This window comes from Xanthomonas phaseoli pv. dieffenbachiae, assembly GCF_008639345.1.
Classification (GTDB): Bacteria; Pseudomonadota; Gammaproteobacteria; order Xanthomonadales; family Xanthomonadaceae; genus Xanthomonas; species Xanthomonas phaseoli.
This window is the reverse complement of the sequence record NZ_CP041380.1, coordinates 4105060-4129082: the sequence shown is the minus strand read 5'-3', so window position 1 is coordinate 4129082 and position 24023 is coordinate 4105060. Positions and strand designations below refer to the sequence as shown.

The following is a 24023-nucleotide window of genomic DNA, read 5'->3' as shown; positions in this document are numbered from 1 at the left end:
GCGCCGATGCGCTATCGGTTTGCCGCAGGACGCGCGCCTGAAGCGCGTCACTGCGCCTGTCTCCATTCGCCAGCGTATCGGACGCCGGGCAATTGAACCGAACCGCAACAGTCGTATCGCATCGCCTCACTTGCCAAGGTGCGAGGCAATGCAGTGGTTTTCATCACCGGGTGCAACACGGTATGGTCCGGTAGGTACGTTGTTGTGCGTCGCAATATGCGATGCCGCACGTGCGGCCGTTCTTTCATTCCGGGTTCTTCATGCATTCGATCGATGTCGTCCTCGCCATGTTGCTGGCGGTCGCGGCCAGCGGTTACCTGATCCGCATCCTGCCGTTTTCGCTGCCGTTGCCGTTGGTGCAGATCGCGCTGGGCGCGGTGGTCTCCGGCGTGTTCGATGCGGGGCACGAGCTGGAACCGGAGCTGTTCTTCCTGTTGTTCCTGCCGCCACTGCTGTTTCTGGATGGCTGGCGCATTCCCAAACAAGGCCTGTTCCGCGACAAGGCGGCCATTCTGGAACTGGCGCTGGGGCTGGTCATCTTCACCGTGATTGGTGCCGGCTTCTTCATTCATTGGCTGATACCGGCGATGCCGCTGGCGGTGGCATTCGCGCTGGCGGCGATCATTTCGCCGACCGACCCGGTGGCGGTGTCCTCGATCGCTTCCAAGGTGCCGATCCCCAAGCGCCTGATGCACATCCTGGAAGGCGAGTCGCTGCTCAACGACGCCTCGGGCCTGGTGTGTTTCCAGTTCGCGGTGGCGGCGGTGCTGACCGGCACCTTCTCGGTGGCGGCCGCTTCGCTGACCTTCCTGTGGGTGGCGCTGGCCGGCCTGGCCCTGGGCGTGGCGACGACCTTCGGGTTGAGCCGCATCCAGGCATGGATCTGGCGGCATTTCGGCGAGGAGCCCGGTTCGGCGATCCTGGTCAACCTGCTCACCCCATTTGCCGCGTATCTGCTGGCCGAAGCATTCCACGCCTCCGGCATCCTGGCCGCAGTGGCTGCCGGCATCACCATGAGCTACGTGGAAATGGCCGGCAATGCGCCGGGCAATATGCGCCTGCAGCGTTCGGCGGTGTGGGACACGGTGCAGTTCACCTTCAACGGCATCATCTTCGTGCTGCTGGGCGAGCAGTTGCCGGGCATCCTGGACGGTGCGGTGCGCAGCGTGCAGGAGGCCGGGCACCTCAATCCGTGGTGGCTGGCGGTGTATGTGGCCACCATCAGTCTCAGCCTGATGGCCTTACGTTTTGTGTGGGTGTTCCTGTCGTTGCGCTGGAACATCTTCAAGGCGCAGCGGCGTGGCGAAGCGCATGTCAGCCCGCCGTGGCGCATCGTGGTGGCGGTGTCGCTGGCCGGCGTGCGCGGTGCGATCACCCTGGCCGGCGTGCTCACGCTGCCGTTGATGCTCGAAGACGGCTCGCCCTTTCCGGCCCGCCAGTTGGCGATCTTCCTGGCGGCCTCGGTCATCCTGGTGTCGTTGCTGGTGGCCAGCGTGGCCTTGCCGTGACTGTTGCGCGGGCTGGAGCTGCCCGAAGAAGAAGACGAGCAGCTCAAGGAAGACCTGGCCGTCAAAGCCGCTTCGCAGGCGGCGCTGGATGCAGTGGAAAAGCTGCGCCAGCGGCTGGTGGAAGACAGCAAGTATGCCGAGCGCTACAACGCGGCGGCCAACCAGGTGAGCCAGCGCTATCAGCGCAAGCTCGGCGCGGTGGACATGGCCGAGACCGATCCGGAAGAGGCGGTGGCCTACGAAAAGGCGCTGCGCCAGTTTCGCCATGCAGCCCTGGTGGCCGAGCGCAATGAGCTGTTCAAGCTGGCGCGACGGCGCGAGATTTCCGACGACCTGTCGCGACGGCTGGTGCGCAATCTGGATCTGATCGAGTCGCGCAAGCGCGCTTGAGCGCGCTTAGGCGCGGGGATTCGGGATTCGGGAATCGGGAATCGTAGAAGCAAAAGCCTGGGCGATGACAGCGGCTGTCGTAGGAGCGCGCCTGGGCGCGACCGGGCTGTCTCGATACGCGTCCAGGGGCGGCCGGCTCGGGAATCGGAACTCTTAGCGGCCGGGGCTATGACCACGGCTGCGGTAGCGGCTGATCCAGGCGCGAGAGGTGTTCTATGGGTGGCCCCGTTGCGCCAAGGTGCGCTGCGATGACACCGCGCCGCTAGGATGCAAGCAGCGCGGCCCTTGAGCGGACGCTATGCGCAAGCTGCGGGTCTTGTCCGTTAGCAGCAGGCAGCAGGCAAACCAATGGGTCGGGAGACACCATCCCACCAGACCCCCTCCCATCGTCACGGCACGCGGCCTACCCTGTGGCGCTCATCGTTGCCGTGCACAGCCCATGACGCCCATCGTTTCCATCCAGGGATTGAGCAAGACCTACGCCGGCGGTTTCCAGGCACTCAAGCAGGTGGATCTGCAGATCCAGCGCGGGGAGATCTTCGCGCTGCTCGGCCCCAACGGCGCCGGCAAGACCACCTTGATCAGCATCATCTGCGGCTTGATCAACCCCAGCACCGGCACCGTGCTGGCCGATGGCCACGACATCGTGCGCGACTACCGTGCCGCGCGCGCCAGCATCGGCCTGGTGCCGCAGGAGCTGGCCACCGATGCGTTCGAAACGGTGTGGGCCACGGTGCGTTTCAGCCGCGGCCTGTTCGGCAAGCCGGCCAATCCGCAGTACCTGGAAACCATCCTGCGCGAGCTGTCGCTGTGGGAGAAGCGCAACAACAAGATTTCCACGCTCTCCGGCGGCATGAAGCGGCGTGTGCTGATCGCCAAGGCGCTCGCCCACGAGCCGCGCATCCTGTTCCTGGACGAGCCCACGGCCGGTGTGGACGTGGAGCTGCGCCACGACATGTGGCAGATGGTGCGTCGCCTGCGCGAGCAGGGCACCACCATCATCCTGACCACCCATTACATCGAAGAGGCCGAAGACATGGCCGACCGCGTCGGTGTCATCAATCGCGGCGAGCTGGTGCTGGTGGAAGACAAGCATACCCTGATGCGCAAGCTCGGCAAGAAGCAGCTGACACTGAGCCTGCAATCGCCGTTGCAGGCATTGCCTGCCACGCTGGCGGACCTGCCGCTGGAACTGTCGGCCGATGGCAACAGCCTGATCTACACCTTCGACACCCAGGCCGAGCAGACCGGCATCGGTGCGCTGCTGCGCCGGCTCAACGAGCACGGCATCGACTTCAAGGACCTGCATTCCAGCGAGAGTTCGCTGGAAGAAATCTTCGTCAACCTGGTGCATGGCGCACGTCAGCAGGAGGTGCGCGCATGAACCTGCATGCGATTGCGGCGATCTACCGTTTCGAGATGGCGCGCGCCTTCCGCACGCTGACCCAGTCGATCGCCTCGCCGGTGTTGTCGACCTCGCTGTACTTCGTGGTGTTCGGCGCGGCGATCGGTTCGCGCATGGGCGATATCGACGGCATCAGCTACGGCGCCTTCATCATTCCCGGCCTGGTGATGTTGTCGCTGCTCAACGAAAGCATTTCCAACGCCTCGTTCGGCATCTACATGCCGCGCTGGGCCGGCACCATCTACGAGGTGCTGTCCGCGCCGGTGGCGTGGTGGGAAATCGTGATCGGCTACGTGGGCGCGGCGGCGACCAAGTCGGTGATGCTGGGGCTATTGATCCTGCTCACCGCGCGGCTGTTCGTGCCGTACGAGATCGCCCACCCGGTGTGGATGCTGGGCTTTCTGGTGCTCACCGCGCTGACCTTCAGCTTGTTCGGTTTCATCATCGGCATCTGGGCCGATGGCTTCGAAAAACTGCAGGTGATTCCGCTGATGGTGGTGACGCCGCTGACCTTCCTGGGCGGCAGTTTCTATTCGATCAACATGCTGCCGCCGTTGTGGCAGAAGGTCACGCTGTTCAACCCGGTGGTGTACCTGATCAGCGGCTTCCGCTGGAGTTTCTACGGCAAGGCCGACGTGCACATCGCGGTGAGCACCGGCATGACGTTCCTGTTCCTGCTGGTGTGCCTGGGCGTGGTGGCGGCGATCTTCCGCAGCGGTTATCGGCTCAAGGCGTGAGTGGGGAGCGTGTGCGGTGTCCTCACTGCTTGCTGGCTGTCTGATCGAAAGCCATGCGCACCGACCAACGTGACTGGTCCTTGCCCGCTCACCGTCGCGGGATCGTGAGCGGCATGGATGCCGCGCCAGAGCTTACAAGGCCGTACTTGCAGCGTGTCCTGCGATGGTGGGCTGAAGCAAAGGCGCAGCGTCGAGTGCGCGGTGCCCTCACCGCTTGCGGGACACGCCGTTAACCCGTCCATGGGGGCTCGATGGCGGCATCCATGCCGCCAACGGTCCCGCAATCGGCGAGGACACCGCGCCAGACAGTTGGCTGGCTGTTTTATTGAAGCTCTGCGCAACGAGCAACGTGACAGGCCTTGCCCGCTCACCGTTGCGGGACCTTGAGTGGCACGGATGCCGCGCCAGAGCTCACAACGACATACCTGCAGCGTGTCCGGCAATGGTGGGCGGGCAAGGCCCCTGCAGCAAGCTCGTCGCTCAGCAGCTCTGCCATGGGACAGCGTAAAGTCGTCTGGTCAGCCGCTCTTACTCGGCAGCAGGCTTGGCGTCGTGCTTGGTGTCCAGGAAGTAGGCCACCACTTCGCCCTTGATCTTCATCGTCATCGGGTTGCCACGACGGTCGCGCGCCTTGCCGACCTGCACCTTGATCCAGCCTTCGCTGACCGAGTATTCCTCCACGTTGTCGCGTTCGATGCCGTTGAAGCGCACGCCGACGCCGCGGTTGAGGGCATCGGCGTTATGGAACGGGCTGCGTGCGTCGATGGCCAGGTGATCGGGAGGGGTATCGCTCATGGGAAAGGCGTCATGGCGGCCGGGATAGCCGTCTTCGGCCGCACAGGATACGGGCCTGCGCCGGGAAGACCAGCCCCGGCGACGCAGCGACGTGCGCGCATCGGTTTGCTTGCGCGCCGTCAGGCCTCACACTTCCGACCCTGCACTCCAGCAAACGAGACCGCAATGCCTGACAACAGTGCCGACTACGAAGACGACGAAGGCCTGCAGCCCGAGGGCGACGAAGACGATGTGGATGACCATCCGGCGCGGGTGTGGAACCTGCTGGTGCTGATCAACCCCGGCGACGAAGACACCGCGCTGGCCCAATTCGACGCCTGGCGCGAAACGCAGGCCGGCACCGATGGCGACGAAGGCGACGACGCCTGGCTGTGGGCGCTGAAGGACGTGATCGACTGGCGCTCGGGCTTCTATGTCGACTGGAAGGACACCGATTCGTTCATCGCCGCCATCGACGAACTCAGTGCGCGCTGGAACCTGCGCATCGATTGGGGCGGCGACCTGGACGACGAAGATTTCGCCGGCAACCTGGAGGTCCCCGACTTGATGGCGGTGGCGTTCGATCGCCTGCGCGAGCACGGCTACTCGCTGTGGAACTGGAACACCGGCGGCGACGCCTACGCCGGCTGGGTCGCCCTCAGTCGCGACGACGACGCCATGCTGGCGCTGACCTCGCTGCTGGGGGTGGAAGTGCGGCTGGGCAACGAGGCGTTCTGAGGTGGGAATCGGGAGTGGGGAATCGGGAATCGGGAATCGCAAGAGCGGGTCCCGAGCCATTTGCTGTATGAGGGTGGCTTTTTGTGTGCAATGCGCCGTCACTGCAACTGACGCAGTTTTTTGCCGCAGCTGCATCGCATTGGTTTGAAAGACGGAACGTGAAACGAAAGGGGCTGCTACACCAAGACGTTCTTGCGTAAAAGCGCTTTGTATCGGGCTTTCTCGAGCATACCGCAGCGCATGCAAGCGCCCTTGACGAGCGCGCAGCCCACGACGACCCCGCTCTTACGATTCCCGATTCCCGATTCCCGATTCACGCCACCTCGCCCCGCGCCTGCGCCCGCGCATTGGCGATCAAGGCCTTGAGCAGGGCGCGGTCGGTGTGGCGGGAGATGGGGATGGCGCCCAGGGCAATGGCCTCAAGGCGGAGCGGTGCAGGCACGTCGTAGTGCGCACCGCTGAGTTTGTTCTGGAAGGCGCGGCGGGGAATGCCCAGCCGCGCCGCCATGGCATGCAGCTCGTCCAGCGTATCGCCGAGCAGGTGCGCCCAACGCTGATCGCGCCACAGGTGCACCGCATCGTCGACGTAGACGGCCATCGGCCGGGTCAGGCCTTCTTGGACTTCTTCGGCTTCTTGCCGGCGCTGTCGCCGCTTGCCTCGTCTGTCGCTTCCTCGGCAGTGTCGGAAGCCTCGTCGCTGGTATATGCAGCACTGTCGGTGGCGCTGCCAGTGTCGCCGTCAGCCGCAGCGTCGCCGGCATCGGCCCCGGTGCCGGTGCCGGCGTCCGATGCCGCGTCTTCCGCGTCGCCGTCTTCGTCGGCATCGGCGTTCTGGAACTCGGCCACCAGCTTGGTCAGGTATTCCTCGGCGGTTTGGCCTTCGTCGGCGGCCAGGTCGTCGATCATCTGCTGCAGCTGGGTCGAATATTCCAGCGAGATGGTCTTGCCTTCGGCTTCCTGCAGGTTGGCCAGGTGCTTGAGCATGGCCAGCATCGGGACCGGGTTGTCGGCGCTGCCCATGGTCTGGCCGCCGATCGACAGCATCCACTCGCTGCCACCCTGCAGGCCGATCGCGGCCACCACGCGCCCTTCGGCGTCCTGCAGCACGGCATGATTGATGACCTGGGGCGCCTGGCCCAGACGGACGAAGGGGCGCTTGGGCTGCTGCTTCTTGCGCTTGTCGCGCTTGGCCTTGGAATTGCGGGACACGGTATTCTCGACGCTGGGAATGGCCGGCCATTCTAGAGCGTGCGCCGCACGATGCGATGCGTGGCGGAGTTGGCCCGTGGATGCGACCGGGCCGCCGGAGCCGCATCGTCTTGGCAGGCACCGACCTCAGAGCCGCCACCAGGACGCCCCAAGCCCGAACCGCCGCAGGCCATCGCCCGGTGTCGATTGCCTGGCGAATCCGGAAAATCCCGGCCAGCGCCACCAAGCCTGCCGGCCTGGGTTACCGCTTCTCCACCGCCGCCTCAGCGGCCTTGGCGAGCGCGGTGGCAGAGGCCACCTGCGCGCTGGACGAGATGCGTGGCCCTGCCGGACGCGCAGCAGCAGTGCCTGCCGATGCCAGGGCCGGAGCCGGGGGCGCAGCCGCGGCAGCGGCGACTGGCGGGGCCGCGTCTGGCTTTGCGCCTTCGACAGGCGTCCCCACGGTGGCGGTGCCGGTGGCCGCGGCGCCGCTCAGGTCCGGCACCTGGGTGTCGGCATCGTGCAGCGATTTGCCCAACGCCACGCCTTGTCCGGCGCCGGCCAGGGCTGCGTTTTCGGCGTCCTGGGTCATCACCACGATACTGATGCGGCGGTTGATCGGGTTCTGCGGATCGGTCTTGTCGAACAGCACCGACGAGGACAGCCCTACCACACGCGTCACCTTGGCATCGGACATGCCCCCGGCCACCAGGGCGCGGCGCGCGGCATTGGCGCGGTCGGCGCTGAGTTCCCAGTTGGTGTAGCCGGCATCACTGCTGTAGGCGGTGGTGTCGGTATGACCGGTGATGCTGATGTGGTTGGGCACCTGGTTGATGAAGCTGGACAGCTCGCGCAGGATCGCCACCGTATACGGCTTGAGCTGGTCGCGGCCGATGTCGAACATCGGGCGGTTCTGCTTGTCCACGATCTGGATCCGCAGACCATCGGGCGTGAGGTCCAGCAGCAACTGGTCCTTGAACGGCTCCAGCGCCTGGCTCTTGTCGATGGCCTCCTTCAGGTCCTGCATCAGCGCTTCCAGGCGCCGCTTGTCCTTGGCACGGCTGTCCACGTCGGTGTCGGCCGCGTTGTCGCGCTTGCGGCCCATTTCGTCCTTCTGCCCCTTGGCCATGTCGGCGGTACCGCCGAGCTTGATCATCGAGGTGCTGGCGCCGCCGGGGCCGTTCATGCCGGGCGAGGGCGCCGGCGACTTGCCGGACAGCGGGCTGGGGTTGCGAAAGTATTCGGAGATCGCCGCGCGCTGTTCCTTGGTGGTGGCCGCCATCAGCCACAGCACCAGGAAGAACGCCATCATCGCGGTCACGAAGTCGGCAAACGCCACCTTCCAGGCGCCGCCATGGTGGCCGCCGCCCTGTACCTTCTTGACCCGTCGGATGATGACGGTGGATTTGGCCTCGGCCATGACCGCGGCCCTACTTGATCGTCTTCAGGTGCGTTTCGAAATCGCCGAAGCTCGGACGCACATTGGAGGGCAGGGTCTTGCGCGCGAACTCCAGCGCAATCTTCGGGTTGTAGCCACGCAGGCACGCCAGCAGCGCGGTCTTGACCGCTTCGTAGATGCGTCCGTCCTGCTCGGCACGCGCTTCCATCGCCGCCGACAACGGCGAGACGAAGCCGTAGGCCAGCAGGATGCCGAGAAAGGTACCCACCAGCGCGGCGCCGACGTGGTGGCCGATCTCTTCGATCGGCCCGCCGATCGAGCCCATGGTGATCACGATGCCGAGCACCGCGGCCACGATGCCGAAGCCGGGCAGGCCGTCGGAGACCTTGCTCAGCGCATGCGATGGCGCCAGGGCTTCGTGATGGTGTTTTTCCAGTTCCAGTTCGAGCAGCGGTTCCAGCTCGTGCGGCTCGATGTTGCTGCCGATCATCAGGCGCAGGCAGTCGGTGATGAAGTCCAGCAGGTGATGGTCGGCCACCACCTTGGGATAGTTGCCGAAGATGGTGCTGTCCTGCGGCTTTTCGACGTGGTCTTCCAGCGCCATGAAGCCGTCGCGGCGGGCCTTGTTCAACAGTTCGTAGATCAGGCTCAGGGTGTCCTTGTAGTCGTCGGACTTGTATTGCGGGCCCTTGAACACGCCCATGATGCCGCTGAGGGTTTCCTTGACGATCTTGCCCGGCGTGCTGACCAGGAACGCGCCCAAGGCCGCGCCACCGATGATCATCAGCTCGTACGGCTGCCACAACGCGCCCAGCTTTCCGTGCGACAGCACGTAGCCGCCGAGGACGCTGACGATGACGACGATGAAGCCAACGATGATGAGCATGGCGCAGCCGGAAGCAAACTGGGGTTGCTAGTGGTTTCGGCTTGCGCGGCCGATTCTTGAAGCGCACGGCGCGAAGACGTGCGCTGTAGCTGAATGTCTAGCCGATTGTAATGGCGGTCTCATGCACGCATCTGATGGCCTCGCCGCCTGCCAGCGACAGTGTCGCTTCGCCGGCGTGTTCCCAGAATTGGTTGCCCTGCGCATCGGCAAAGCGCGCCCCGGATGCCGCCTGGGCACTGAGCAGCACCAGCCTGCGGCCTTCGAGAGTCAGCTGCAGGGCATCGGTGGCCGCGTCGAAACGTGTCGCGACCATGCGCGGGCCGCAGCGCCAGGCCACCGTCTGCGCGGCAAGCGTGGGGTCGGCCGCCGCCGCTGGAGGGGGTGTCCTGGCCGGACGCGGCAGCGGGCCGGTCACGCTGGCATCGGTGCCAGTGCCAGTGCCAGTGCCAGTGCCGGTGGCGAGCGGGCGCGCGTCGGGTCGGAGGCCGGCTGGCTGCGCTTGTGCGGGCTTGGCCGTCTGCGTTGACGAGGGAGGGCTACCTGCGCTGCAGCCGGCGAGTGCGGCCGCCAGCAGGCCGGTGAGCATCAGGGATGAGGACGTGTGCATCTGCGTACTCCTGCCTGGTTCGGATGGCCGCCGTGTCTGCGGCGGGCTGGACCTGGGGTGCCAGTCCTGGCGCCGCCCGAGCGCTTGCATCGGGCGCGTCGGGGCCGGGAAGGCCTGCCTACGACTAAACACGCGACCGCTTTACGGCTGGGACGTCGCCTGCATGTGGCCGCTCGTGTGCAGATCAAGCCTTGGCTGAGGTTCTCGCGCCGGCAAGCGATCTGAACATCGGCATGCCGGCGCGAACCGCTTGCACCCGGTGCCTGTCATGACGTGCAAGAACGCAGGCAGGCGTTGTCGACTACCTCCCAGGCACCGCAGCGGCAGTGGCCCAGACGCGGCGCCATCAGGCCGCTTGCGCTTCGGCGCCTTGGCGCTGCAGCGGATTCGGCAGCGCCTGGCCGTTTTCGGTGAAGCCCAGCGAGACCGAGTTCAGGCAGTGGCGCTCGCCGGTGGGCGGCGGGCCGTCCGGGAACACATGGCCCAGGTGGCTGTCGCAGCGCGCGCAGACGATTTCGGTGCGGATCATGCCGTAGCTGGTGTCGCGGATCTCGCGCACATGGGCCGGGGCGTAGGGCGCAAAGAAGCTCGGCCAGCCGGTGCCGGATTCGAATTTGGCGCTGGAACGGAACAACGGCAGGCCGCACAGCCGGCAGGTGTAGACGCCGTCCAGCTTGTTGTCCAGAAACACCCCGCAGAACGGCGCTTCGGTGCCATGGTGCAGCAGCACGCGCTGTTCCTCGCCGCTGAGCCCGGCGATCAGGGCATCGCGTTGGGCGGGGGAGGGAGGGGTCAGATCGAACTGGCTCATGGGGCTCTCGCATGCGCTCGCCAGCGGGGTGCCGGCGCCTGCTTCCGTGATGTGGGCAGTGTCGGGGTGGTTCAACCGCTAAGACGCAGCCAATGGCCCGCCACTGCGGCGGAGGGTCGGCCTTTCTTCGCACTGCAACCACCTTGCAAAAGCGTTCATCCCCCGGCCGGTCGCATGCATTGCCGCAGCGCCACCTCGCCCCAATCACTGCATGACCCTCGAACATGCAAGGTGCCTGTCATGGCGATCCACGCATCAAGCCGCCGCGTTCTGCTGTGCGTCCTACTGACGATGACCGGCGCGGTGGCGGCGCAGTCGGCCACCACCACGCGCTCATCCACGAGCTTGCAGCCCATCACCACGCCAACGCCCGTCCAGCCCACGGTGACGCCGCCGCGCGCGCTGCAGCCGGCGCCTGCCGCCGCACCCGTGCCCTCGCAACTGGGGCAACGCCCGGTCGCGCCGAGCATCCCCACGCATGGGCCGGCACAAACGCCGGTCGCGCCTGCCGGCAGCCAGGTGGCGCCGACCAAGCCGATGGTCTACGACCGCAATGGCCGCCTGCTGCAGGGCATGCAGCCGGCCGGCGCCAACCGGGTGCTGGATACCAAGACCGGCCGCTACTACGACGCTGTACCGGCGGGCGATGGCATGCGCGTGGTGCGCTGACAGCAGCGGCGCGATCTGCTGGCGCCAACCGCCAATCCCCAATCCCCAATCCCAAATCCCAAATCCCAAATCCCAAATCCCAAATCCCAAATCCCAAATCCCAAATCCCAAATCCCAAATCCCAAATCCCCGCTCAATCGGCGATCGGCAAGGCTAGCGTCTCCTTGACCTCTTCCATCACGATGTAGCTCTTGGATTCGCGCACATGCGGCATGGTCAGCAGGGTGCTGCCGAGCAACTTGCGGTAGGACGCCATCTCGCTGATGCGCGCCTTGAGCAGGTAGTCGAAATCGCCGGAGACCAGATGGCATTCCAGCACGTTGGGCAGCTTCAACGCGGCGCGGCGGAATTCTTCGAAGATGTCGCCGGACTTGTAGGCCAGGCTGATCTCCACGAACACCAGCAGGCTGGCCTTGAGGTAGTGCGGGTCCAGCCGCGCGTAGTAGCCGGTGATGGCGCCGTCGCGCTCCAGCCGGCGCACGCGCTCGGTGCAGGGCGTGGTCGACAGGCCTACCCGTTCGCCCAGTTCGGTGAATGAAATCCGCCCCTCCTGCTGCAGGATGCGCAGGATCTTGCGGTCGATCTTGTCCAGCTCGCGGGCGCGGGTGCTCATGGGGTTTGCCTCGGCAGGGTTTGACAGGAAGTTTCACTGCAAAGCCGTGCCGATTCCAGAAATGGCACTGCCTGGCTCGCAATATACTGCGTCTAACTATCCCCCTCGGCGCGTGGTTGTGGGGGAATGCCCTTTTCAGGAGAACGACATGCGTGTGCTCATTCTCGGTAGCGGCGTCATCGGCGTGACCAGTGCGTGGTACCTGGCGCAGGCCGGTTGCGAGGTGACCGTGGTCGACCGTCAGCCGGCGGCGGCGCTGGAGACCAGCTACGCCAACGCCGGCCAGCTGTCGTTCGGCTACACCTCCCCCTGGGCCGCGCCCGGCGTGCCCGGCAAGGCGGTCAAGTGGCTGTTCGAGCAGCACGCGCCGCTGTCGATCCGCCCCACCCGCGACCTGCGCCAGCTGGCGTGGCTGAGCCAGATGCTGCGCAACTGCACCGCCGAGCGCTATGCGGTGAACAAGGCGCGCATGGTGCGCATGTCCGACTACAGCCGCGATTGCCTCAACGCCTTGCGCGCCGAGACCGGCATCGAATTCGAAGGCCGCCAGCTTGGCACCACGCAGTTGTTCCGCACCCAGCAGCAGCTCGATGCGGCCGCGCAGGACATCGAGGTGCTGGCCCAGTACGGCGTGCCGTACGAGCTGCTGAGCCCGGCGCAGATTGCGCAGTTCGAACCCGGCCTGGCCGGCGGTGGCGCACAGATGGCCGGCGCGCTGCGCCTGCCCGAAGACCAGACTGGCGACTGCCGCCTGTTTACCCAGCGGCTGGCCGAACTGGCCGTGCAGGCAGGTGTCAGCTTCCGCTACGGGCAGCAGATCGAGCGGCTGGAGCATGCCGGCGGCCAGGTCAGCGGCGTGCAGATCGATGGCCGCATGGAAACTGCCGACCGCTACGTGCTGGCGCTGGGCAGCTATTCGGCCGATTTGCTGCTCTCGCTCGGCCTGCATCTGCCGGTGTACCCGCTCAAGGGCTATTCGTTGACCATCCCGATCGTCGATGCGCAGCGCGCGCCGACCTCCACCGTGCTGGACGAGAGCTACAAGATCGCGCTGACCCACTTCGACGACCGTATCCGCGTCGGCGGCATGGCCGAGGTGGCCGGCTTCGATCTGTCGCTGAATCCGCGTCGTCGCGCCACCCTGGAAATGGTCGTCAACGATCTGTTCCCCGGCGGCGGCGATCTGGCCCAGGCCGAGTTCTGGACCGGCCTGCGCCCGGCCACCCCGGATGGCACCCCGGTGGTGGGCGCCACCCCGTACGCCAACCTGTTCCTCAATACCGGGCATGGCACGCTGGGCTGGACCATGGCCTGCGGTTCGGGGCGCTACCTGGCCGACCTCATGCAGGGCCGCACGCCCGAGATCGATACCGAAGGCCTGGATGTGTTCCGCTACCTGTCGCCGCGCAGCGCGCGCCCGCAGCGGGAGGCCGCGTAGTGCGTCCTGCGCAAGCGTCGATCGATCTGGAGGCATTGCGCCACAACTACCGCCTGGCCAAGCGCCTCGGCGGCAGCAAGGCGCTGGCGGTGGTCAAGGCCGACGCGTACGGGCACGGTGCGGTGCGCTGCGCGCAGGCGCTGGAGCCGGAAGCCGACGGCTTCGCAGTGGCCTGCATCGAAGAGGCGCTGGAACTGCGCCAGGCCGGCATCCGCGCGCCGATCCTGTTGCTGGAAGGGTTTTTCGAACACGACGAGCTGCGCCTGATCGCCGAGCACGATCTGTGGACGGTGGCGGCCACGCCGCAGCAGGTGCGCGCGCTGGCCGAGTTCCAGAGCCCGCGGCCGTTGCGCGTGTGGTTGAAGATGGACAGCGGCATGCATCGGCTGGGCCTGTCGCCGGAGGACTTCCGCGCCGCCTGGCTGCGCCTGCGCGGACTGCCGCAGATCGCCTCGCTGGTGCTGATGACCCACTTGGCACGTGCCGACGAGCTGGACTGCAGTCGCACCGACGAGCAAGCGGTGGCCTTCGCGCTCACCGCTGGCGGCATGCGTGCGGAAACCAGCATTCGCAATTCGCCCGGCCTGCTCGGCTGGCCAGCGCTGCGCAACGACTGGTCGCGTCCCGGGTTGATGCTGTATGGCGCCAATCCCTTTCCGCAGCACACCGAGCACACCGCGCAACTGCGTCCGGTCATGACGCTGCGCTCGCGCATCATTTCGGTCCGCGATCTGCCGGCCGGCGAGCCGGTGGGCTACGGCGCCCGCTTCGTTGCGCAGCGGCCGACGCGCGTGGGCGTGGTGGCGATGGGCTATGCCGACGGCTACCCGCAATTCGCGCCCAACGGCACCCCGGTCTTGGTGGACGGGCAGATCTGCCCGTTGATCGGTCGCGTTTCGATGGACATGCTCACCGTGGACCTCACCGACCACCCGCAGGCCGACATCGGCACGCCTGTGCAGCTATGGGGCGATGCGCCGCAGGTCAGCGCGCTGGCGGCGCAATGCAACGTCAGCGCGTATCAGTTGCTGTGCGGGCTCAAGCGGGTGCCGCGGATCTATGTGGGTGAGGCGGCAGTGGGCAAGATTTCAGCATAGCGGCATCTCTTCTCCCATCGCGGGAAGGTGGCGCGTAGTGCCGGATGAGGGGCGAGCAAAGCTGCGTGCAGTTTGAATGCCACGTGTGCTGCGCCCCCGTACCCTCATCCCAATCCCTCTCCCACAGGGGGAGAGACTTTAGCGGCGGCTCACAACCTTCGCGCCATACCCTCGCCCCAACCGCTTTCTCCCGACCGGAAAGGGGTTTTCAGCGGTAACTCACAACCCGGCGGTATTGCGATCGCCGCGGAACTGCTTGCGCACCCAGTCGTCGATCATCGCCTTCTCGAAGCGCAGCGGGTCGCTGTCGGTCAGGCGCGGTCCGCTCATCAGGAAGGCCGAATCCACCAGCTTGCGTTCGCCCTGGTCGATCACGCGGCCATCGGCGCCGGTGAGCGTGTAGGTGAAGCTCAGGCGCGGCGGGTAGATGTCCTTGACCACGCGCACGTCCTGCAGGCGCGGCCCGTGCCAGGGCTCGTACTGGCCGGCGCGGCGGATATCGGTGATGGTCACGCTCAGGTGCTGGCCATCGGGCAACTGGCGCGCTGCGCTCTGCTGGAAGTGGGTTGCCAGCTGGGTCACCCAATCGCCGCGTTGCGCCTCCCAGCGGTTGCCGCTGAAGCGCATCTCGGAGAACTGCGCAGGGTCGGTCCAGCGCACGTCCACCTTGCCATCGCTGCTGAGCGCGCGCGGTGCATCGGGGTCGGTGACGTTGCGCACCCCCGCCTGCACACCGGTCGCGGCAAGCAAGCCAGCCAGCAGCAGGCTGGCGCCGGAGAGATTGGAAAGTTTCATCGAAAGCCTCCAAGCGGAAGGTACGTTGTGTACCGGCTGTTCCCGCAGTGTGGGGGTGCCTAGCAGCGCCCGCAACGCGCTGCACGCCTGGGCTTGCGACCACGTTGCCGCGCGGTTAATCCGGCTGCCAAACGCCATGACGGTGGGTTCACTGCGCCTGCGCCCGCGCTTCACGGCACAGCCAGGAAGATCGCCAGCATGGACACCCACTCTTACCGCACAAAATCAGCGTCTTCGGCGCCGGCACACATGCCGTCGGACGTGCGACTGCAATTCATCGACTGGGCCAAGCAGCACGGTCACAACCCCGCTTCCGGTGCGGCTGCCTTCGTGGCACTGCAGAGCGAGGTCGACCTGGACCTGGCCACGCGCGCGCTGCAGCTGGAGCCGAATGACGACCCGCGCGCGGCGCTGCGCGAGCATCTGGCCGCGTTGGCGCGCCAGGTGGATGTGGCCGTGCAGTTCCCCCCGGTCTACACCTACACCGCGGCCAATGGCCTGGAGTACCGCTACTCGTTGATGCTGGTCATTGCCGAAGACTGCGTGGAGTGGACCGGCCGGGTCTGGCATGACCTGGACTACCAGGGAATGCTCACCGGCCGTGGACAAGGTCCGCGTGCCAACTACACCCAACTGGCGCGCATGGCGCTGGAACATGAGCTTGATCAGGAGCGTCCCCGTTATGTCCAGGCATGAACTCGAATTGCAATTGCCGGTCGGCGCGGAGATTGCCAGCGGGGAAGACGGCTTCACCCAGCGCTGCCGCGCGGAATGCGCGAAATTGGGGGTGGCGCGGGTGCGTCTGTTGCTGCTGGATTCCGATTACGCACGGTCCACCGCCTGGCGGGAAGAAGCGCAACGCTGGATGGACGCACAGCTGCGTCGCGAGGGCGAATGGGTGTTCCGCGGCGTGATCGCCGGCATCGTGGTGCTGGCAGCCTGCATCGGATTCGCTGCCACCACCTTGTGGTGAACCCGGGGCTGCGCAACGAAAGCGTGAACTTGCCCGGCCGGGCGTGCACCCGCTGACGACATCGGGCGTGGTTTCATCTGCCCGTCATCCGCTCCGGCAGCATCCGTGGTTTCCGATTTGAGCACTCCTCCTTCCAACCCAACGCTTGCTGCCGCCCTGCCGGCCGCCATCGCCGAGCCGTTTCTGGACCCGGCGATGTATCACGAGATTTTCCACAACATCGATGCTGGCTTTTGCGTCATCGACATGGTGTTCGACGGCGAGCAGGCGGTGGACTATGTGATCCGCACCACCAATGGCGCCTTCGAGCGCTACACCGGTTTGTCCAACGCGCTCAACGTCTCCGTCCGCGGCATGCTCCCGGAGCACGAGCAGGAATGGTTCGACCGCTACGGCCATGTTGCGCGTACCGGCAACCGCATCCACTTCGAAATGCAGGCCAAGGCGCTCAAGCGCTGGTATTCGGTGGATGCGTTCCGGGTCGGCCAGCCGGAGCAGGCGCGGGTGGCGGTCCTGTTCATGGACATCACCGAGCGCAAACGCGTCGAGCGCGAACTGGCCGAGAGCGAGGCGCGCTTCAGTGCCCTGGCCGACGGCTTGCCGATGCCGGTCTGGGTGCTGGACGCGCAGGGCGTCGTGCGCTTCGTCAACAGTGCGTATGGCGAATTTTTTGGCCTGGATATTTCCAGCGGTACGGTGTCGGCGTGGAGCGAACTGCTGCATCCGGACGACTTGCCGACCTTCCAGTTCGAGCTGGTGGCATCGCTGCAGGAGCAGCGCGGGCTGCGCGCGCTGGTGCGTGCGCGCCGCCATGATGGGCAGTGGCGCTGGATCGAAATGACCGCCACGCCGCGCTATTCGGCCGATGGCCGTTTCATCGGCCTGGCCGGCAGCAGCCCGGACGTGACCGAGCAGCGCGAGATCGAACTGGCGCGCGAACAATTGCTGGAATCCGAGCGCAGCGCGCGCAACGAGGCCGAAAGCATGGCGCGGCTGAAGGACGAGTTCCTGGCCACGCTCTCGCACGAACTGCGTACCCCGCTGACCACCATCCTGGGCTGGAGCGAGTTGCTGCTGCAGCGGGTCGAAGAAGGCCAGCCGTTTTACAAGGGGCTGTCGGTGATCGCCAGCAGCGCACGTGCGCAGAAGTGGTTGATTTCCGACATGCTCGATCTCAGCAGCATGTTGCTGGGCAAGGTACAGCTGGAAGTCGAATCGCTGGATCTGGTCGAGCAGGTGCGCGAAGCCTTGAACACCCAGGAACTGGCTGCCGAAGGCAAGGACCAGGTACTGGAGCTGCAGGTGCCGCCCACGCCCTGCCTGGTGCTTGGCGATGCCACGCGCCTGCAGCAGGTGTTGTGGAACCTGCTGTCCAACGCGATCAAGTTCACCCCGGCACATGGTCGTATCGACGTCAAAATCGAGCGCGACGACGGGCACCTGGTGGTATCGGTCTGCGACTCCGGCGATGGCATCGCAGCCGAATTCCTGCCGCATCTGTTCGGTCGGTTCCGCCAGGCCGACGGCACCACCACGCGCCAGCATGGCGGCCTGGGCCTGGGCCTGGCCATCGTGCAACAGCTGGTGGAAATGCACGGCGGCCAGGTTGGTGCCACCAGTGGCGGCCGTGGCCAGGGCGCGACCTTCACCGTGCGGTTGCCGGAACACATTCCCGACCAGGCCAAGCGCCCCCGCCGCGAATTGCGGCGGCGTCTGTTGTCCGAACAGATCGTTGAAGCGCGTGCGCTCAACGGCCTGCGCCTGCTGGCGGTCGAAGACCAACCGGACATGCTCGATTATCTGCGGCGTCTGCTGGAAGAGCAGGGCGCAGAAGTGGTCACCGCCGGCAGCGCCACCGATGCGCTGGCATTGATCGATCATCGTGGCCACGCACGCTTCGATCTGATGCTGACCGATATCGGTATGCCGGGCATGGACGGTTATGGCTTGATCCGCACGGTGCGTGAAAACCTCGGGCTGGATGCCACCGCATTGCCGGCAGTGGCAGTGACCGCCCTGGCCCGCGAAGACGACCGCAAGCGCGCGCTGGAGTCCGGGTTCCAGGAACATCTGGCCAAGCCCTACAGCGTGGCGCAACTGGTCACGGCCGTGCGTGCCGCGCGCCAGGCGGTGGAGTAACCGATGCGCGGTGGCACCGCCGCGTATCGGGTGACTGCAGGCTGGTGAGGCAATGCGTTGGCGACGCAGCAGCGTGTGTGGATGACCTACCCGGCCTCGTTCCATGAGCCGCTGATCTGCCCAAGACACCCGATCCTCCTGCGACCAACACGATGGTGTGGTGGATGCGCCGTTCACCACGGGCGCAGCATGGTCGCGGTAGAAGACCGATGCGTACGCATGCGTGGCGACACTGCCGCGCCGATGCCGATCACCCGTCACACGACGCGCTTTCTGCCTCTTTCACGCATGCTGGCCTAGCGTGGTGCGCTCAGCTCATGGAGATCGCGCAATGCCCAAGTACGCCCCGCACGTCTATTCCGAACATGTCCAGATCGCCACACTCGAACATTGGGTGTCCCTGCTCGATGGTCAGGAGCGTGTGCGGATCGAGCTCGACGACGGCAGCATGATCAGCGGCACGGTCGCCGTGCGCCCAAGCCTGCAGACCTATCTGGACGAACACGACAATGAAGGATTGAACGGTCAGCTGCGGCTGGACCAGCTGGATGCATCGCAGGAGCCGCAGTGGATCTGGATGGACCGGATCGTGGCGGTGCACCCGTTGTTGCTGGGCGCCGATCCGCAAGTCATGCCGTGACGGCGGCGTGTTGACGGTGTGTTTACTTCTCACCCTCGCGTTGGCGGCATGATCGCTGGCTGACGCAACCGTCCAGGACTTGGCCGCAATGAATGCATCCCGATTGAAGTTCGCTCGCTGGCCGCTGTCGCTGATGGCGCTGGCCGTCCTCGCCGCGTGCGGCGATACGGCAACATTGGCGATCGAACAGGGGACCGGGCCGGACCCGCAATTGCCCGAGCCGGTGAAGCGCCTGATTCCCACCGTCAAGGTGGCGCCGGTCAAACGCTGGGCAGCCAATGCCAAGCCCATCGCGGCCGACGATCTGCAGGTTGCCGCGTTTGCGCGCGATCTGGATCACCCGCGCTGGATCTACGTGCTGCCCAACGGCGATGTGCTGGTGGCCGAGACCGCCGAGCCGCCCAAGCCCGAGGATGCCGAAGCGGGCGGCGGGCTGCGCAAGAAAGTGCAGGGCGCGATGATGAAAAAGGCCGGCGCTGCGGTAGCGAGCGCCAACCGCATCACCTTGTTGCGCGATGCCGATGGCGACGGCGTGGCAGAGGTGCGCACGCAATTCGTCAGCGGCCTGTTTTCGCCGTTCGGCATGGCGCTGATCGGCGACCGTTTCTATGTCGCCAACGCCGATGCGCTGGTGAGTTTTCCGTACAAGCCCGGCGATACGCATCTCACCGCCAAGCCGACCTTCGTCGCCAATCTGCCCGGTGGAATCAACCATCACTGGACCAAGTCGCTGCTGGCCAGCCCGGACGGCAGCAAGCTCTATGTCGGCGTCGGTTCCAACAGCAACGTGGCCGAGAATGGCATGGAAGCCGAGCTCAATCGTGCGGCGATCCTGGAGATCGACCCGGCCACCGGCAGCAGCCGCGTCTTCGCCGGCGGCTTGCGCAATCCGGTGGGCACCGCGTGGGAGCCGCAGAGCAAATCGCTGTGGGTGGTGGTCAACGAGCGCGACGAAATCGGCAGCGACCTGGTGCCGGACTACCTGACCTCGGTGCGCGACGGCGGCTTCTACGGCTGGCCTTACAGCTACTACGGCCAGCATGTGGACGAGCGGGTCAAACCGCAGAATGCCGACCTGGTGGCCAAGGCGATCAAGCCCGATTACGCGCTCGGCCCGCACACCGCATCACTTGGCCTGAGCTTCGCCAGCGGCAGCCTGCTGCCCGAGCGTTTCCGCCAGGGCGCCTTCATCGGCCAGCACGGCTCGTGGAATCGCGACCCGCCCAGCGGCTACAAGGTGCTGTTTGTCCCGTTCGCCGACGGCAAGCCCAACGGCCCGCCGATCACGGTGCTGGACGGATTCCTGGATGCCGAAGGCAATGCACAGGGCCGCCCGGTGGGCGTGGCGCCGGACAGTCGCGGCGCATTGTTGGTGGCCGACGATGTAGGCAATGTGATCTGGCGGGTGACGCCGAAGGCGCGCTGAGCCCGCATGCGACCGCTTGCGCAGGAGAGCAGGCAATCCCAGCTGCGGTGGGAGACACACCTCTCCCACGAATTATCCTGGGTGTCTTGTAGTGGGGGCCCCGAAAGTAGCTGAGGGTGCCGTGCGCAGCCTGCGTTCACCGTGCTGAAAACCACTCAACCGCGCCGCTGCCCTGCGCTGCAGGCTGCAACTCGAAACACGCGGCGTCGGAAGCGCAGCACCGGGGTATTGCCGGAAAGTACGGTTGCCCGCAAGCGAACCCATATCAGTGGTCGGGCTGACCCCATCCGATAGACGCAAAACCGAGCAAGCGTCTGGTCAATTCACGTGCAGCCTGTCGGCAGTGACCTATGCGCGCTTTGATCGAGGGCGCCTGACGCATGCTCCATCGCGTGCGGCAGAGCAGGTTCCAGGCGCCCGCATCGAGTACCTCGCCCTTAACGGGGTGCCTCCGGCGAGGCACTGAAGCGCCGCGCGTAGCCACGCTCTTCGGTAATGCGAGTGATGTCCTCGTCGGCCATTTCCGGGGCGCCATACACCGCGTAGGCCACCGTGCCATCGCCACGTTCGCCAATCTGGTGCAGGCGGTAGCGGGGTCTGCCGGCGCCAGTGTTTTCGGGGTAGTGCATCGGTGGCGGGGTGTCGTCCAGATCCATCTCGCTGTTGTCGACAACTCCTCCTACGAACAAGGCTCGCATCGCGTCTCTCCGCTGTGGGCTTGGATGCCAGCCTAGGCGGGCGAATGTTGCGTGCGCATCAATAACCTGTGTAGACGCGGCGACCAGCAGGCAATATGACCACGGCGCTCCCTGCAATGGCGGGGGAAGCAAGACGGCCGATTTTCAAGTTGCGGAGTTGACTAAAGCGCAGACTCTGGGCGCAATGCTCGACCTCAACTGAGCGTCTGCCAATATCCCCAAGCCCCTCTCTTCAAACAAGCCAGAGGAGCTGGCTGACGATTATGCGGAGTACAAGAAATCAGAAAGGCTGCCGCGGATTGTCGTTGTCGCCTTTATTTGTCGGTGCACTGAATTGGTAGCCTGTCAGTTGCCATGATCCACCCGACTGACCAGCCCATTCGTAATCCCATTGTTCAAATGCTCCGCCAGGAAATTCGTTGCGGATGGTGATTTTTTCGCCGGGGACGCCGCTGGCGGGCAAAGGAACCGGTGGACCATCCGGCCCGGACTGAATACGCATCAATCCGGTCGAGACGATGCTGCGGGAGACACTCAAGCTACTTGCCGGTAACAGCGGCGGATACTTTGGTGAGTGCTGCTTGATCCAAGCGATGATGGATTGCGATTCGTTAGATCCGGCGCGATATAAACTTTTCTGCGTTGTTGTCATCGAGCTGGATGGCGCCGTCGCCGCACGATAATTCTGACCATGCGCGGATGTCCCCAAAAGTAGTGCCATGGAAAACAGTCCGAAATATTTCCTATATCTCATATCCAGCATTCCTGTTGATGATCGACGGTCTTCCTGCGAGCTCAAGCGTGGGGTTTTGATTTGGCGCTGTCAATGCACTGATTGAAGATGCCTTCCACGCGTCGGTCAGCCATTCGAGCGCAGCCTGTGGGTGAGATTGAATCAGGAGATGCCTATCGCATTATTGCGCTCCGCGCAGCACCATCGTTTGTCAATTGGCATCCAATGGGATTGTTTTGGATGCTTCGCAAAGCTCCCCTTTCAGGCCGGACAGTCAGTACGCAATCCCAGCAGGCGGTGTGATCCCACCGCTCCCTTTACAATGACGGCCTGTCCCTGACCCGATGATCCGATGGCTGGCCCGCACGACGCCCCGCTTCAAGCGCTGTTTCTGCCCTTTGCTCAAGGCGCGCTGCCATGGCCGGAAGGACCGGTCTTGTTCCTGCGCGCGCGCGACGGTTTTCCGCTGCGCGAGCGGGCAACTACCCAGACGCTGACCTGCGAGCAGAGCTTCCGTCCGTTTGCCGAAGCGCTGGAGCGCAACGGGTGGACGGTGCGCGAAGAAAGCGAGATCGAGGCCGACAGCACGCGCTATGCCCTGGTGCTGGTACTGCCCCCGCGGCAGCGCGAAGAGGCGCGTGCGCTGTTCGCACGTGCGGTGGCGTTGACTGCACCCGGTGGCCGCGTGGTCGCCTGCCAGTCCAACAACGAAGGCGCACGCTCGGGGGAAGCGGATCTGCGCCAGCTCACCGGGCTGGCCGGTAGCCTGACCAAGTACCACTGCCGCACCTATTGGAGCGCGCCGCTGCCGGCTGGCACCGATGCCACGCTGCAGGCCCGCTGGGCCGCGCTGGATGCGCCACGCAAGATTCTGGACGGCCGCTTTGTCAGCCGTCCCGGGGTCTTTGCCTGGGATCGCATCGACCCCGCTTCTGCGTTGCTGGTCGAGCATCTGCCCACCACGCTGGCCGGCCATGGCGCCGATCTGGGCGCGGGTTTCGGGTATCTGTCGGCCGAAGTGCTGGCGCGTTGTCCCAAGGTCGCCGCGCTGGATCTGTACGAAGCCGAGGCGCGCGCGTTGACGCTGGCGCGGCGCAATCTGCAGGACATCACGCATCCGGCGCAGCTGCACTACCACTGGCTCGATGTCACGGCCGGGCTGGTGGGGCAATACGATTTCATCGTCAGCAACCCGCCGTTCCATACGCCGTCGCGTGCCGACCGCCCGGACATCGGGCAGCGCTTCATTGCAGTGGCCGCACAGGCGCTGTGCCCGGGCGGGCAACTGCTGCTGGTCGCCAACCGGCATCTACCCTACGAACAGGTGCTCAACGACAGTTTCGGGCAGGTGCGCGTGGCTGCCGAACGCGATGGATTCAAGCTGATCGCGGCGACCCGCGGCCGCGGGGCGCGCCCATGAAGCTGGTCAAACACATCGCCAATCTCGGCTACGGCAGCCGCAAGCAAGTCACCCAGCTGTTCCGGCAGGGCGCGATCACCGATGCGCAAGGCGAGGTGCTGTATGCCGACGACCAGGTGGAGCACGACGCCATCCGCATCGATGGCGAACCGCTCGATCCGCCGGCGGGCTTGAGCCTGTTGCTGCATAAACCCGGCGGCTACACCTGCTCGACCAATGACACCGGCCGGCTGATCTACGAATTGCTGCCGCCACGTTTCCGCCTGCGTGCGCCGGTGTTGGCGCCGGTGGGGCGGCTGGACCGCGAGACCAGCGGCCTGTTGTTGATGACCGACGACGGCGCGCTGCTGCATCGGATCATTTCGCCCAAATCCGCGCTGGACAAGGTGTACGACATCACCCTGGCCGAGGACCTGCGTGGCGAGGAGGCCACGCTGTTCGCCAGCGGCAGCCTGCTGCTGGAGGGCGAAACCAAGCCGCTGCTGCCGGCCGAACTGGAGGTGCTTGGCCCACGCCAGGCGCGGCTGACCCTGCACGAAGGTCGCTATCACCAGGTGCGGCGCATGTTCGCTGCCGCCGGCAACCATGTGGTCGCGCTGCACCGCAGCCGCATCGGTGGCCTGTCGCTGGAGGGCTTGCCGTCGGGGCAATGGCGTGCGCTGGAAGCTGGCGACCTGGAGATATTGTGTGGCTGGCAACTAGTTCAGCAATAGTGACAGTTCTCGCTCGGGGCGTACAGTTCTGTAATGCCATCTCTGGATGGGTGGTCCAGGGACCAGGTATTTTTTCGATACCCTTCTCCGTTGCTTGCCTATAAAGGCAGTGCGCGAGTATGGCTATGATTTTTATGGTCTTTATCTTTCGTGAGTAATGCCTGTCACCACGTCGATTGAGCCGAGATGACTTTGTTCGACTGATCTGATAATAATTCGCCACCGA

General features: G+C 65.4%; 24 protein-coding genes and 1 pseudogene. 14 read left to right on the top strand and 11 right to left on the bottom strand.

Translation table 11 applies throughout. The annotated features are described in order from the left end of the window. Nucleotides 1–221: 221 nt before the first annotated feature. The 3 genes and pseudogenes from FLG15_RS18360 to FLG15_RS18350 all read left to right on the top strand — a co-directional run bounded on the left by FLG15_RS18360 (nt 222) and on the right by FLG15_RS18350 (nt 4040). Nucleotides 222–1898 (top strand): annotated as a pseudogene (locus FLG15_RS18360) (Na+/H+ antiporter). Between the two features lie 439 nt (nt 1899–2337). Then, the gene (locus FLG15_RS18355) at nt 2338–3282 is read left to right on the top strand and encodes an ABC transporter ATP-binding protein (RefSeq protein WP_150146987.1); all 945 of its coding nucleotides are present in this window, start codon (nt 2338–2340) and stop codon (nt 3280–3282) included. Next, nucleotides 3279–4040, top strand: coding sequence for an ABC transporter permease (locus FLG15_RS18350; protein WP_011348694.1), 762 nt, complete (start codon nt 3279–3281; stop codon nt 4038–4040). Before FLG15_RS18355 ends, FLG15_RS18350 begins: the two co-directional genes overlap by 4 nt. Nucleotides 4041–4568: 528 nt before the next feature. On the opposite strand, the gene FLG15_RS18335 is transcribed toward FLG15_RS18350, so the two are convergent. Next, on the bottom strand, nt 4569–4835 hold the full coding sequence (locus FLG15_RS18335; RefSeq protein WP_057679309.1) for a DUF3297 family protein: 267 nt from the start codon (nt 4833–4835) through the stop codon (nt 4569–4571). 165 nt (nt 4836–5000) lie between these two features. Between FLG15_RS18335 and FLG15_RS18330 the strand changes: the two genes are divergently transcribed. After that, nucleotides 5001–5552 (top strand): DUF6630 family protein, encoded by a 552-nt coding sequence (locus FLG15_RS18330; RefSeq protein ID WP_057679308.1) that lies wholly within the window; start codon nt 5001–5003, stop codon nt 5550–5552. A 313-nt stretch (nt 5553–5865) separates the two neighbouring features. Here FLG15_RS18330 and FLG15_RS18325 read toward each other — a convergent pair whose 3' ends face one another. From FLG15_RS18325 to msrB, 6 genes are all read right to left on the bottom strand, one after another. Further along, a complete protein-coding gene (locus FLG15_RS18325; protein WP_057679307.1) occupies nt 5866–6150 on the bottom strand; it encodes a DUF4031 domain-containing protein in 285 nt (94 codons plus the stop codon). 8 nt (nt 6151–6158) lie between these two features. Then, nucleotides 6159–6761, bottom strand: a complete 603-nt coding sequence (locus FLG15_RS18320; protein WP_150146984.1) for a hypothetical protein — start codon at nt 6759–6761, stop codon at nt 6159–6161. Nucleotides 6762–7002: 241 nt separating this feature from the next. Further along, the gene (motB, locus tag FLG15_RS18315) at nt 7003–8160 is read right to left on the bottom strand and encodes a flagellar motor protein MotB (protein WP_057679305.1); all 1158 of its coding nucleotides are present in this window, start codon (nt 8158–8160) and stop codon (nt 7003–7005) included. Nucleotides 8161–8170: 10 nt separating this feature from the next. After that, complete coding sequence (gene motA, locus FLG15_RS18310; protein ID WP_003489127.1) at nt 8171–9025, bottom strand: flagellar motor stator protein MotA; 855 nt, start codon at nt 9023–9025, stop codon at nt 8171–8173. Nucleotides 9026–9122: 97 nt separating this feature from the next. Then, nucleotides 9123–9632, bottom strand: a complete 510-nt coding sequence (locus FLG15_RS18305; RefSeq protein WP_150146981.1) for an MliC family protein — start codon at nt 9630–9632, stop codon at nt 9123–9125. A gap of 346 nt (nt 9633–9978) precedes the next feature. Continuing rightward, entirely contained in the window at nt 9979–10443 is a 465-nt protein-coding gene (msrB, locus tag FLG15_RS18300) for a peptide-methionine (R)-S-oxide reductase MsrB (protein ID WP_057686955.1), read from the bottom strand. 240 nt (nt 10444–10683) lie between these two features. On the opposite strand from msrB, the gene FLG15_RS18295 reads away from it, so the two are divergent. After that, nucleotides 10684–11112 (top strand): hypothetical protein, encoded by a 429-nt coding sequence (locus FLG15_RS18295; protein ID WP_017157446.1) that lies wholly within the window; start codon nt 10684–10686, stop codon nt 11110–11112. A gap of 133 nt (nt 11113–11245) precedes the next feature. On the opposite strand, the gene FLG15_RS18285 is transcribed toward FLG15_RS18295, so the two are convergent. Further along, nucleotides 11246–11725, bottom strand: a complete 480-nt coding sequence (locus FLG15_RS18285; protein WP_007963043.1) for an Lrp/AsnC ligand binding domain-containing protein — start codon at nt 11723–11725, stop codon at nt 11246–11248. A 148-nt stretch (nt 11726–11873) separates the two neighbouring features. On the opposite strand from FLG15_RS18285, the gene FLG15_RS18280 reads away from it, so the two are divergent. Together FLG15_RS18280 and alr are read left to right on the top strand one after the other, a co-directional pair. Further along, the gene (locus FLG15_RS18280; RefSeq protein ID WP_057679545.1) at nt 11874–13163 is read left to right on the top strand and encodes a D-amino acid dehydrogenase; all 1290 of its coding nucleotides are present in this window, start codon (nt 11874–11876) and stop codon (nt 13161–13163) included. Beyond that, the gene (gene alr / locus FLG15_RS18275) at nt 13163–14260 is read left to right on the top strand and encodes an alanine racemase (RefSeq protein ID WP_150146976.1); all 1098 of its coding nucleotides are present in this window, start codon (nt 13163–13165) and stop codon (nt 14258–14260) included. Before FLG15_RS18280 ends, alr begins: the two co-directional genes overlap by 1 nt. 219 nt (nt 14261–14479) lie before the next feature. Here alr and FLG15_RS18270 read toward each other — a convergent pair whose 3' ends face one another. After that, nucleotides 14480–15055, bottom strand: coding sequence for a DUF3016 domain-containing protein (locus tag FLG15_RS18270; RefSeq protein WP_057679543.1), 576 nt, complete (start codon nt 15053–15055; stop codon nt 14480–14482). Between the two features lie 249 nt (nt 15056–15304). On the opposite strand from FLG15_RS18270, the gene FLG15_RS18265 reads away from it, so the two are divergent. The 5 genes from FLG15_RS18265 to FLG15_RS18245 all read left to right on the top strand — a co-directional run bounded on the left by FLG15_RS18265 (nt 15305) and on the right by FLG15_RS18245 (nt 20233). Then, nucleotides 15305–15751: a hypothetical protein gene (locus FLG15_RS18265; protein ID WP_017157450.1), complete on the top strand. Its 447-nt coding sequence runs from the start codon at nt 15305–15307 to the stop codon at nt 15749–15751. Next, a complete protein-coding gene (locus FLG15_RS18260) occupies nt 15738–16028 on the top strand; it encodes a hypothetical protein (RefSeq protein WP_057679542.1) in 291 nt (96 codons plus the stop codon). The genes FLG15_RS18265 and FLG15_RS18260 overlap by 14 nt, the downstream gene beginning before the upstream one ends. 105 nt (nt 16029–16133) lie before the next feature. Beyond that, on the top strand, nt 16134–18167 hold the full coding sequence (locus FLG15_RS18255; protein ID WP_057679541.1) for a PAS domain-containing hybrid sensor histidine kinase/response regulator: 2034 nt from the start codon (nt 16134–16136) through the stop codon (nt 18165–18167). Between the two features lie 331 nt (nt 18168–18498). Beyond that, nucleotides 18499–18807, top strand: coding sequence for a DUF3247 family protein (locus FLG15_RS18250; protein WP_057679540.1), 309 nt, complete (start codon nt 18499–18501; stop codon nt 18805–18807). Nucleotides 18808–18895: 88 nt separating this feature from the next. Then, nucleotides 18896–20233 carry a PQQ-dependent sugar dehydrogenase gene (locus FLG15_RS18245; protein ID WP_150146973.1) on the top strand — a complete coding sequence of 446 codons (1338 nt, stop codon included), beginning with the start codon at nt 18896–18898 and terminating at the stop codon, nt 20231–20233. 437 nt (nt 20234–20670) lie between these two features. On the opposite strand, the gene FLG15_RS18240 is transcribed toward FLG15_RS18245, so the two are convergent. Then, a complete protein-coding gene (locus FLG15_RS18240; protein ID WP_074053337.1) occupies nt 20671–20931 on the bottom strand; it encodes a hypothetical protein in 261 nt (86 codons plus the stop codon). Between the two features lie 280 nt (nt 20932–21211). Next, nucleotides 21212–21730, bottom strand: coding sequence for a hypothetical protein (locus tag FLG15_RS18235; protein WP_244665205.1), 519 nt, complete (start codon nt 21728–21730; stop codon nt 21212–21214). A 286-nt stretch (nt 21731–22016) separates the two neighbouring features. Between FLG15_RS18235 and FLG15_RS18230 the strand changes: the two genes are divergently transcribed. Together FLG15_RS18230 and FLG15_RS18225 are read left to right on the top strand one after the other, a co-directional pair. Continuing rightward, entirely contained in the window at nt 22017–23084 is a 1068-nt protein-coding gene (locus tag FLG15_RS18230) for a class I SAM-dependent methyltransferase (RefSeq protein ID WP_057679538.1), read from the top strand. Further along, nucleotides 23081–23797, top strand: coding sequence for a pseudouridine synthase (locus tag FLG15_RS18225; protein ID WP_150146970.1), 717 nt, complete (start codon nt 23081–23083; stop codon nt 23795–23797). Before FLG15_RS18230 ends, FLG15_RS18225 begins: the two co-directional genes overlap by 4 nt. Nucleotides 23798–24023 lie beyond the last annotated feature (226 nt).

Coding starts and splice junctions, on each gene's coding strand:
- FLG15_RS18355 (WP_150146987.1), top strand. CDS start 2,338: ATGACGCCCATCGTTTCCATCCAGGGATTGAGCAAGACCTACGCCGGC.
- FLG15_RS18350 (WP_011348694.1), top strand. CDS start 3,279: ATGAACCTGCATGCGATTGCGGCGATCTACCGTTTCGAGATGGCGCGC.
- FLG15_RS18335 (WP_057679309.1), bottom strand. CDS start 4,835: ATGAGCGATACCCCTCCCGATCACCTGGCCATCGACGCACGCAGCCCG.
- FLG15_RS18330 (WP_057679308.1), top strand. CDS start 5,001: ATGCCTGACAACAGTGCCGACTACGAAGACGACGAAGGCCTGCAGCCC.
- FLG15_RS18325 (WP_057679307.1), bottom strand. CDS start 6,150: ATGGCCGTCTACGTCGACGATGCGGTGCACCTGTGGCGCGATCAGCGT.
- motB (WP_057679305.1), bottom strand. CDS start 8,160: ATGGCCGAGGCCAAATCCACCGTCATCATCCGACGGGTCAAGAAGGTA.
- motA (WP_003489127.1), bottom strand. CDS start 9,025: ATGCTCATCATCGTTGGCTTCATCGTCGTCATCGTCAGCGTCCTCGGC.
- FLG15_RS18305 (WP_150146981.1), bottom strand. CDS start 9,632: ATGCACACGTCCTCATCCCTGATGCTCACCGGCCTGCTGGCGGCCGCA.
- msrB (WP_057686955.1), bottom strand. CDS start 10,443: ATGAGCCAGTTCGATCTGACCCCTCCCTCCCCCGCCCAACGCGATGCC.
- FLG15_RS18295 (WP_017157446.1), top strand. CDS start 10,684: ATGGCGATCCACGCATCAAGCCGCCGCGTTCTGCTGTGCGTCCTACTG.
- FLG15_RS18285 (WP_007963043.1), bottom strand. CDS start 11,725: ATGAGCACCCGCGCCCGCGAGCTGGACAAGATCGACCGCAAGATCCTG.
- FLG15_RS18280 (WP_057679545.1), top strand. CDS start 11,874: ATGCGTGTGCTCATTCTCGGTAGCGGCGTCATCGGCGTGACCAGTGCG.
- FLG15_RS18270 (WP_057679543.1), bottom strand. CDS start 15,055: ATGAAACTTTCCAATCTCTCCGGCGCCAGCCTGCTGCTGGCTGGCTTG.
- FLG15_RS18265 (WP_017157450.1), top strand. CDS start 15,305: ATGCCGTCGGACGTGCGACTGCAATTCATCGACTGGGCCAAGCAGCAC.
- FLG15_RS18260 (WP_057679542.1), top strand. CDS start 15,738: ATGTCCAGGCATGAACTCGAATTGCAATTGCCGGTCGGCGCGGAGATT.
- FLG15_RS18250 (WP_057679540.1), top strand. CDS start 18,499: ATGCCCAAGTACGCCCCGCACGTCTATTCCGAACATGTCCAGATCGCC.
- FLG15_RS18245 (WP_150146973.1), top strand. CDS start 18,896: ATGAATGCATCCCGATTGAAGTTCGCTCGCTGGCCGCTGTCGCTGATG.
- FLG15_RS18240 (WP_074053337.1), bottom strand. CDS start 20,931: ATGCGAGCCTTGTTCGTAGGAGGAGTTGTCGACAACAGCGAGATGGAT.
- FLG15_RS18230 (WP_057679538.1), top strand. CDS start 22,017: ATGGCTGGCCCGCACGACGCCCCGCTTCAAGCGCTGTTTCTGCCCTTT.
- FLG15_RS18225 (WP_150146970.1), top strand. CDS start 23,081: ATGAAGCTGGTCAAACACATCGCCAATCTCGGCTACGGCAGCCGCAAG.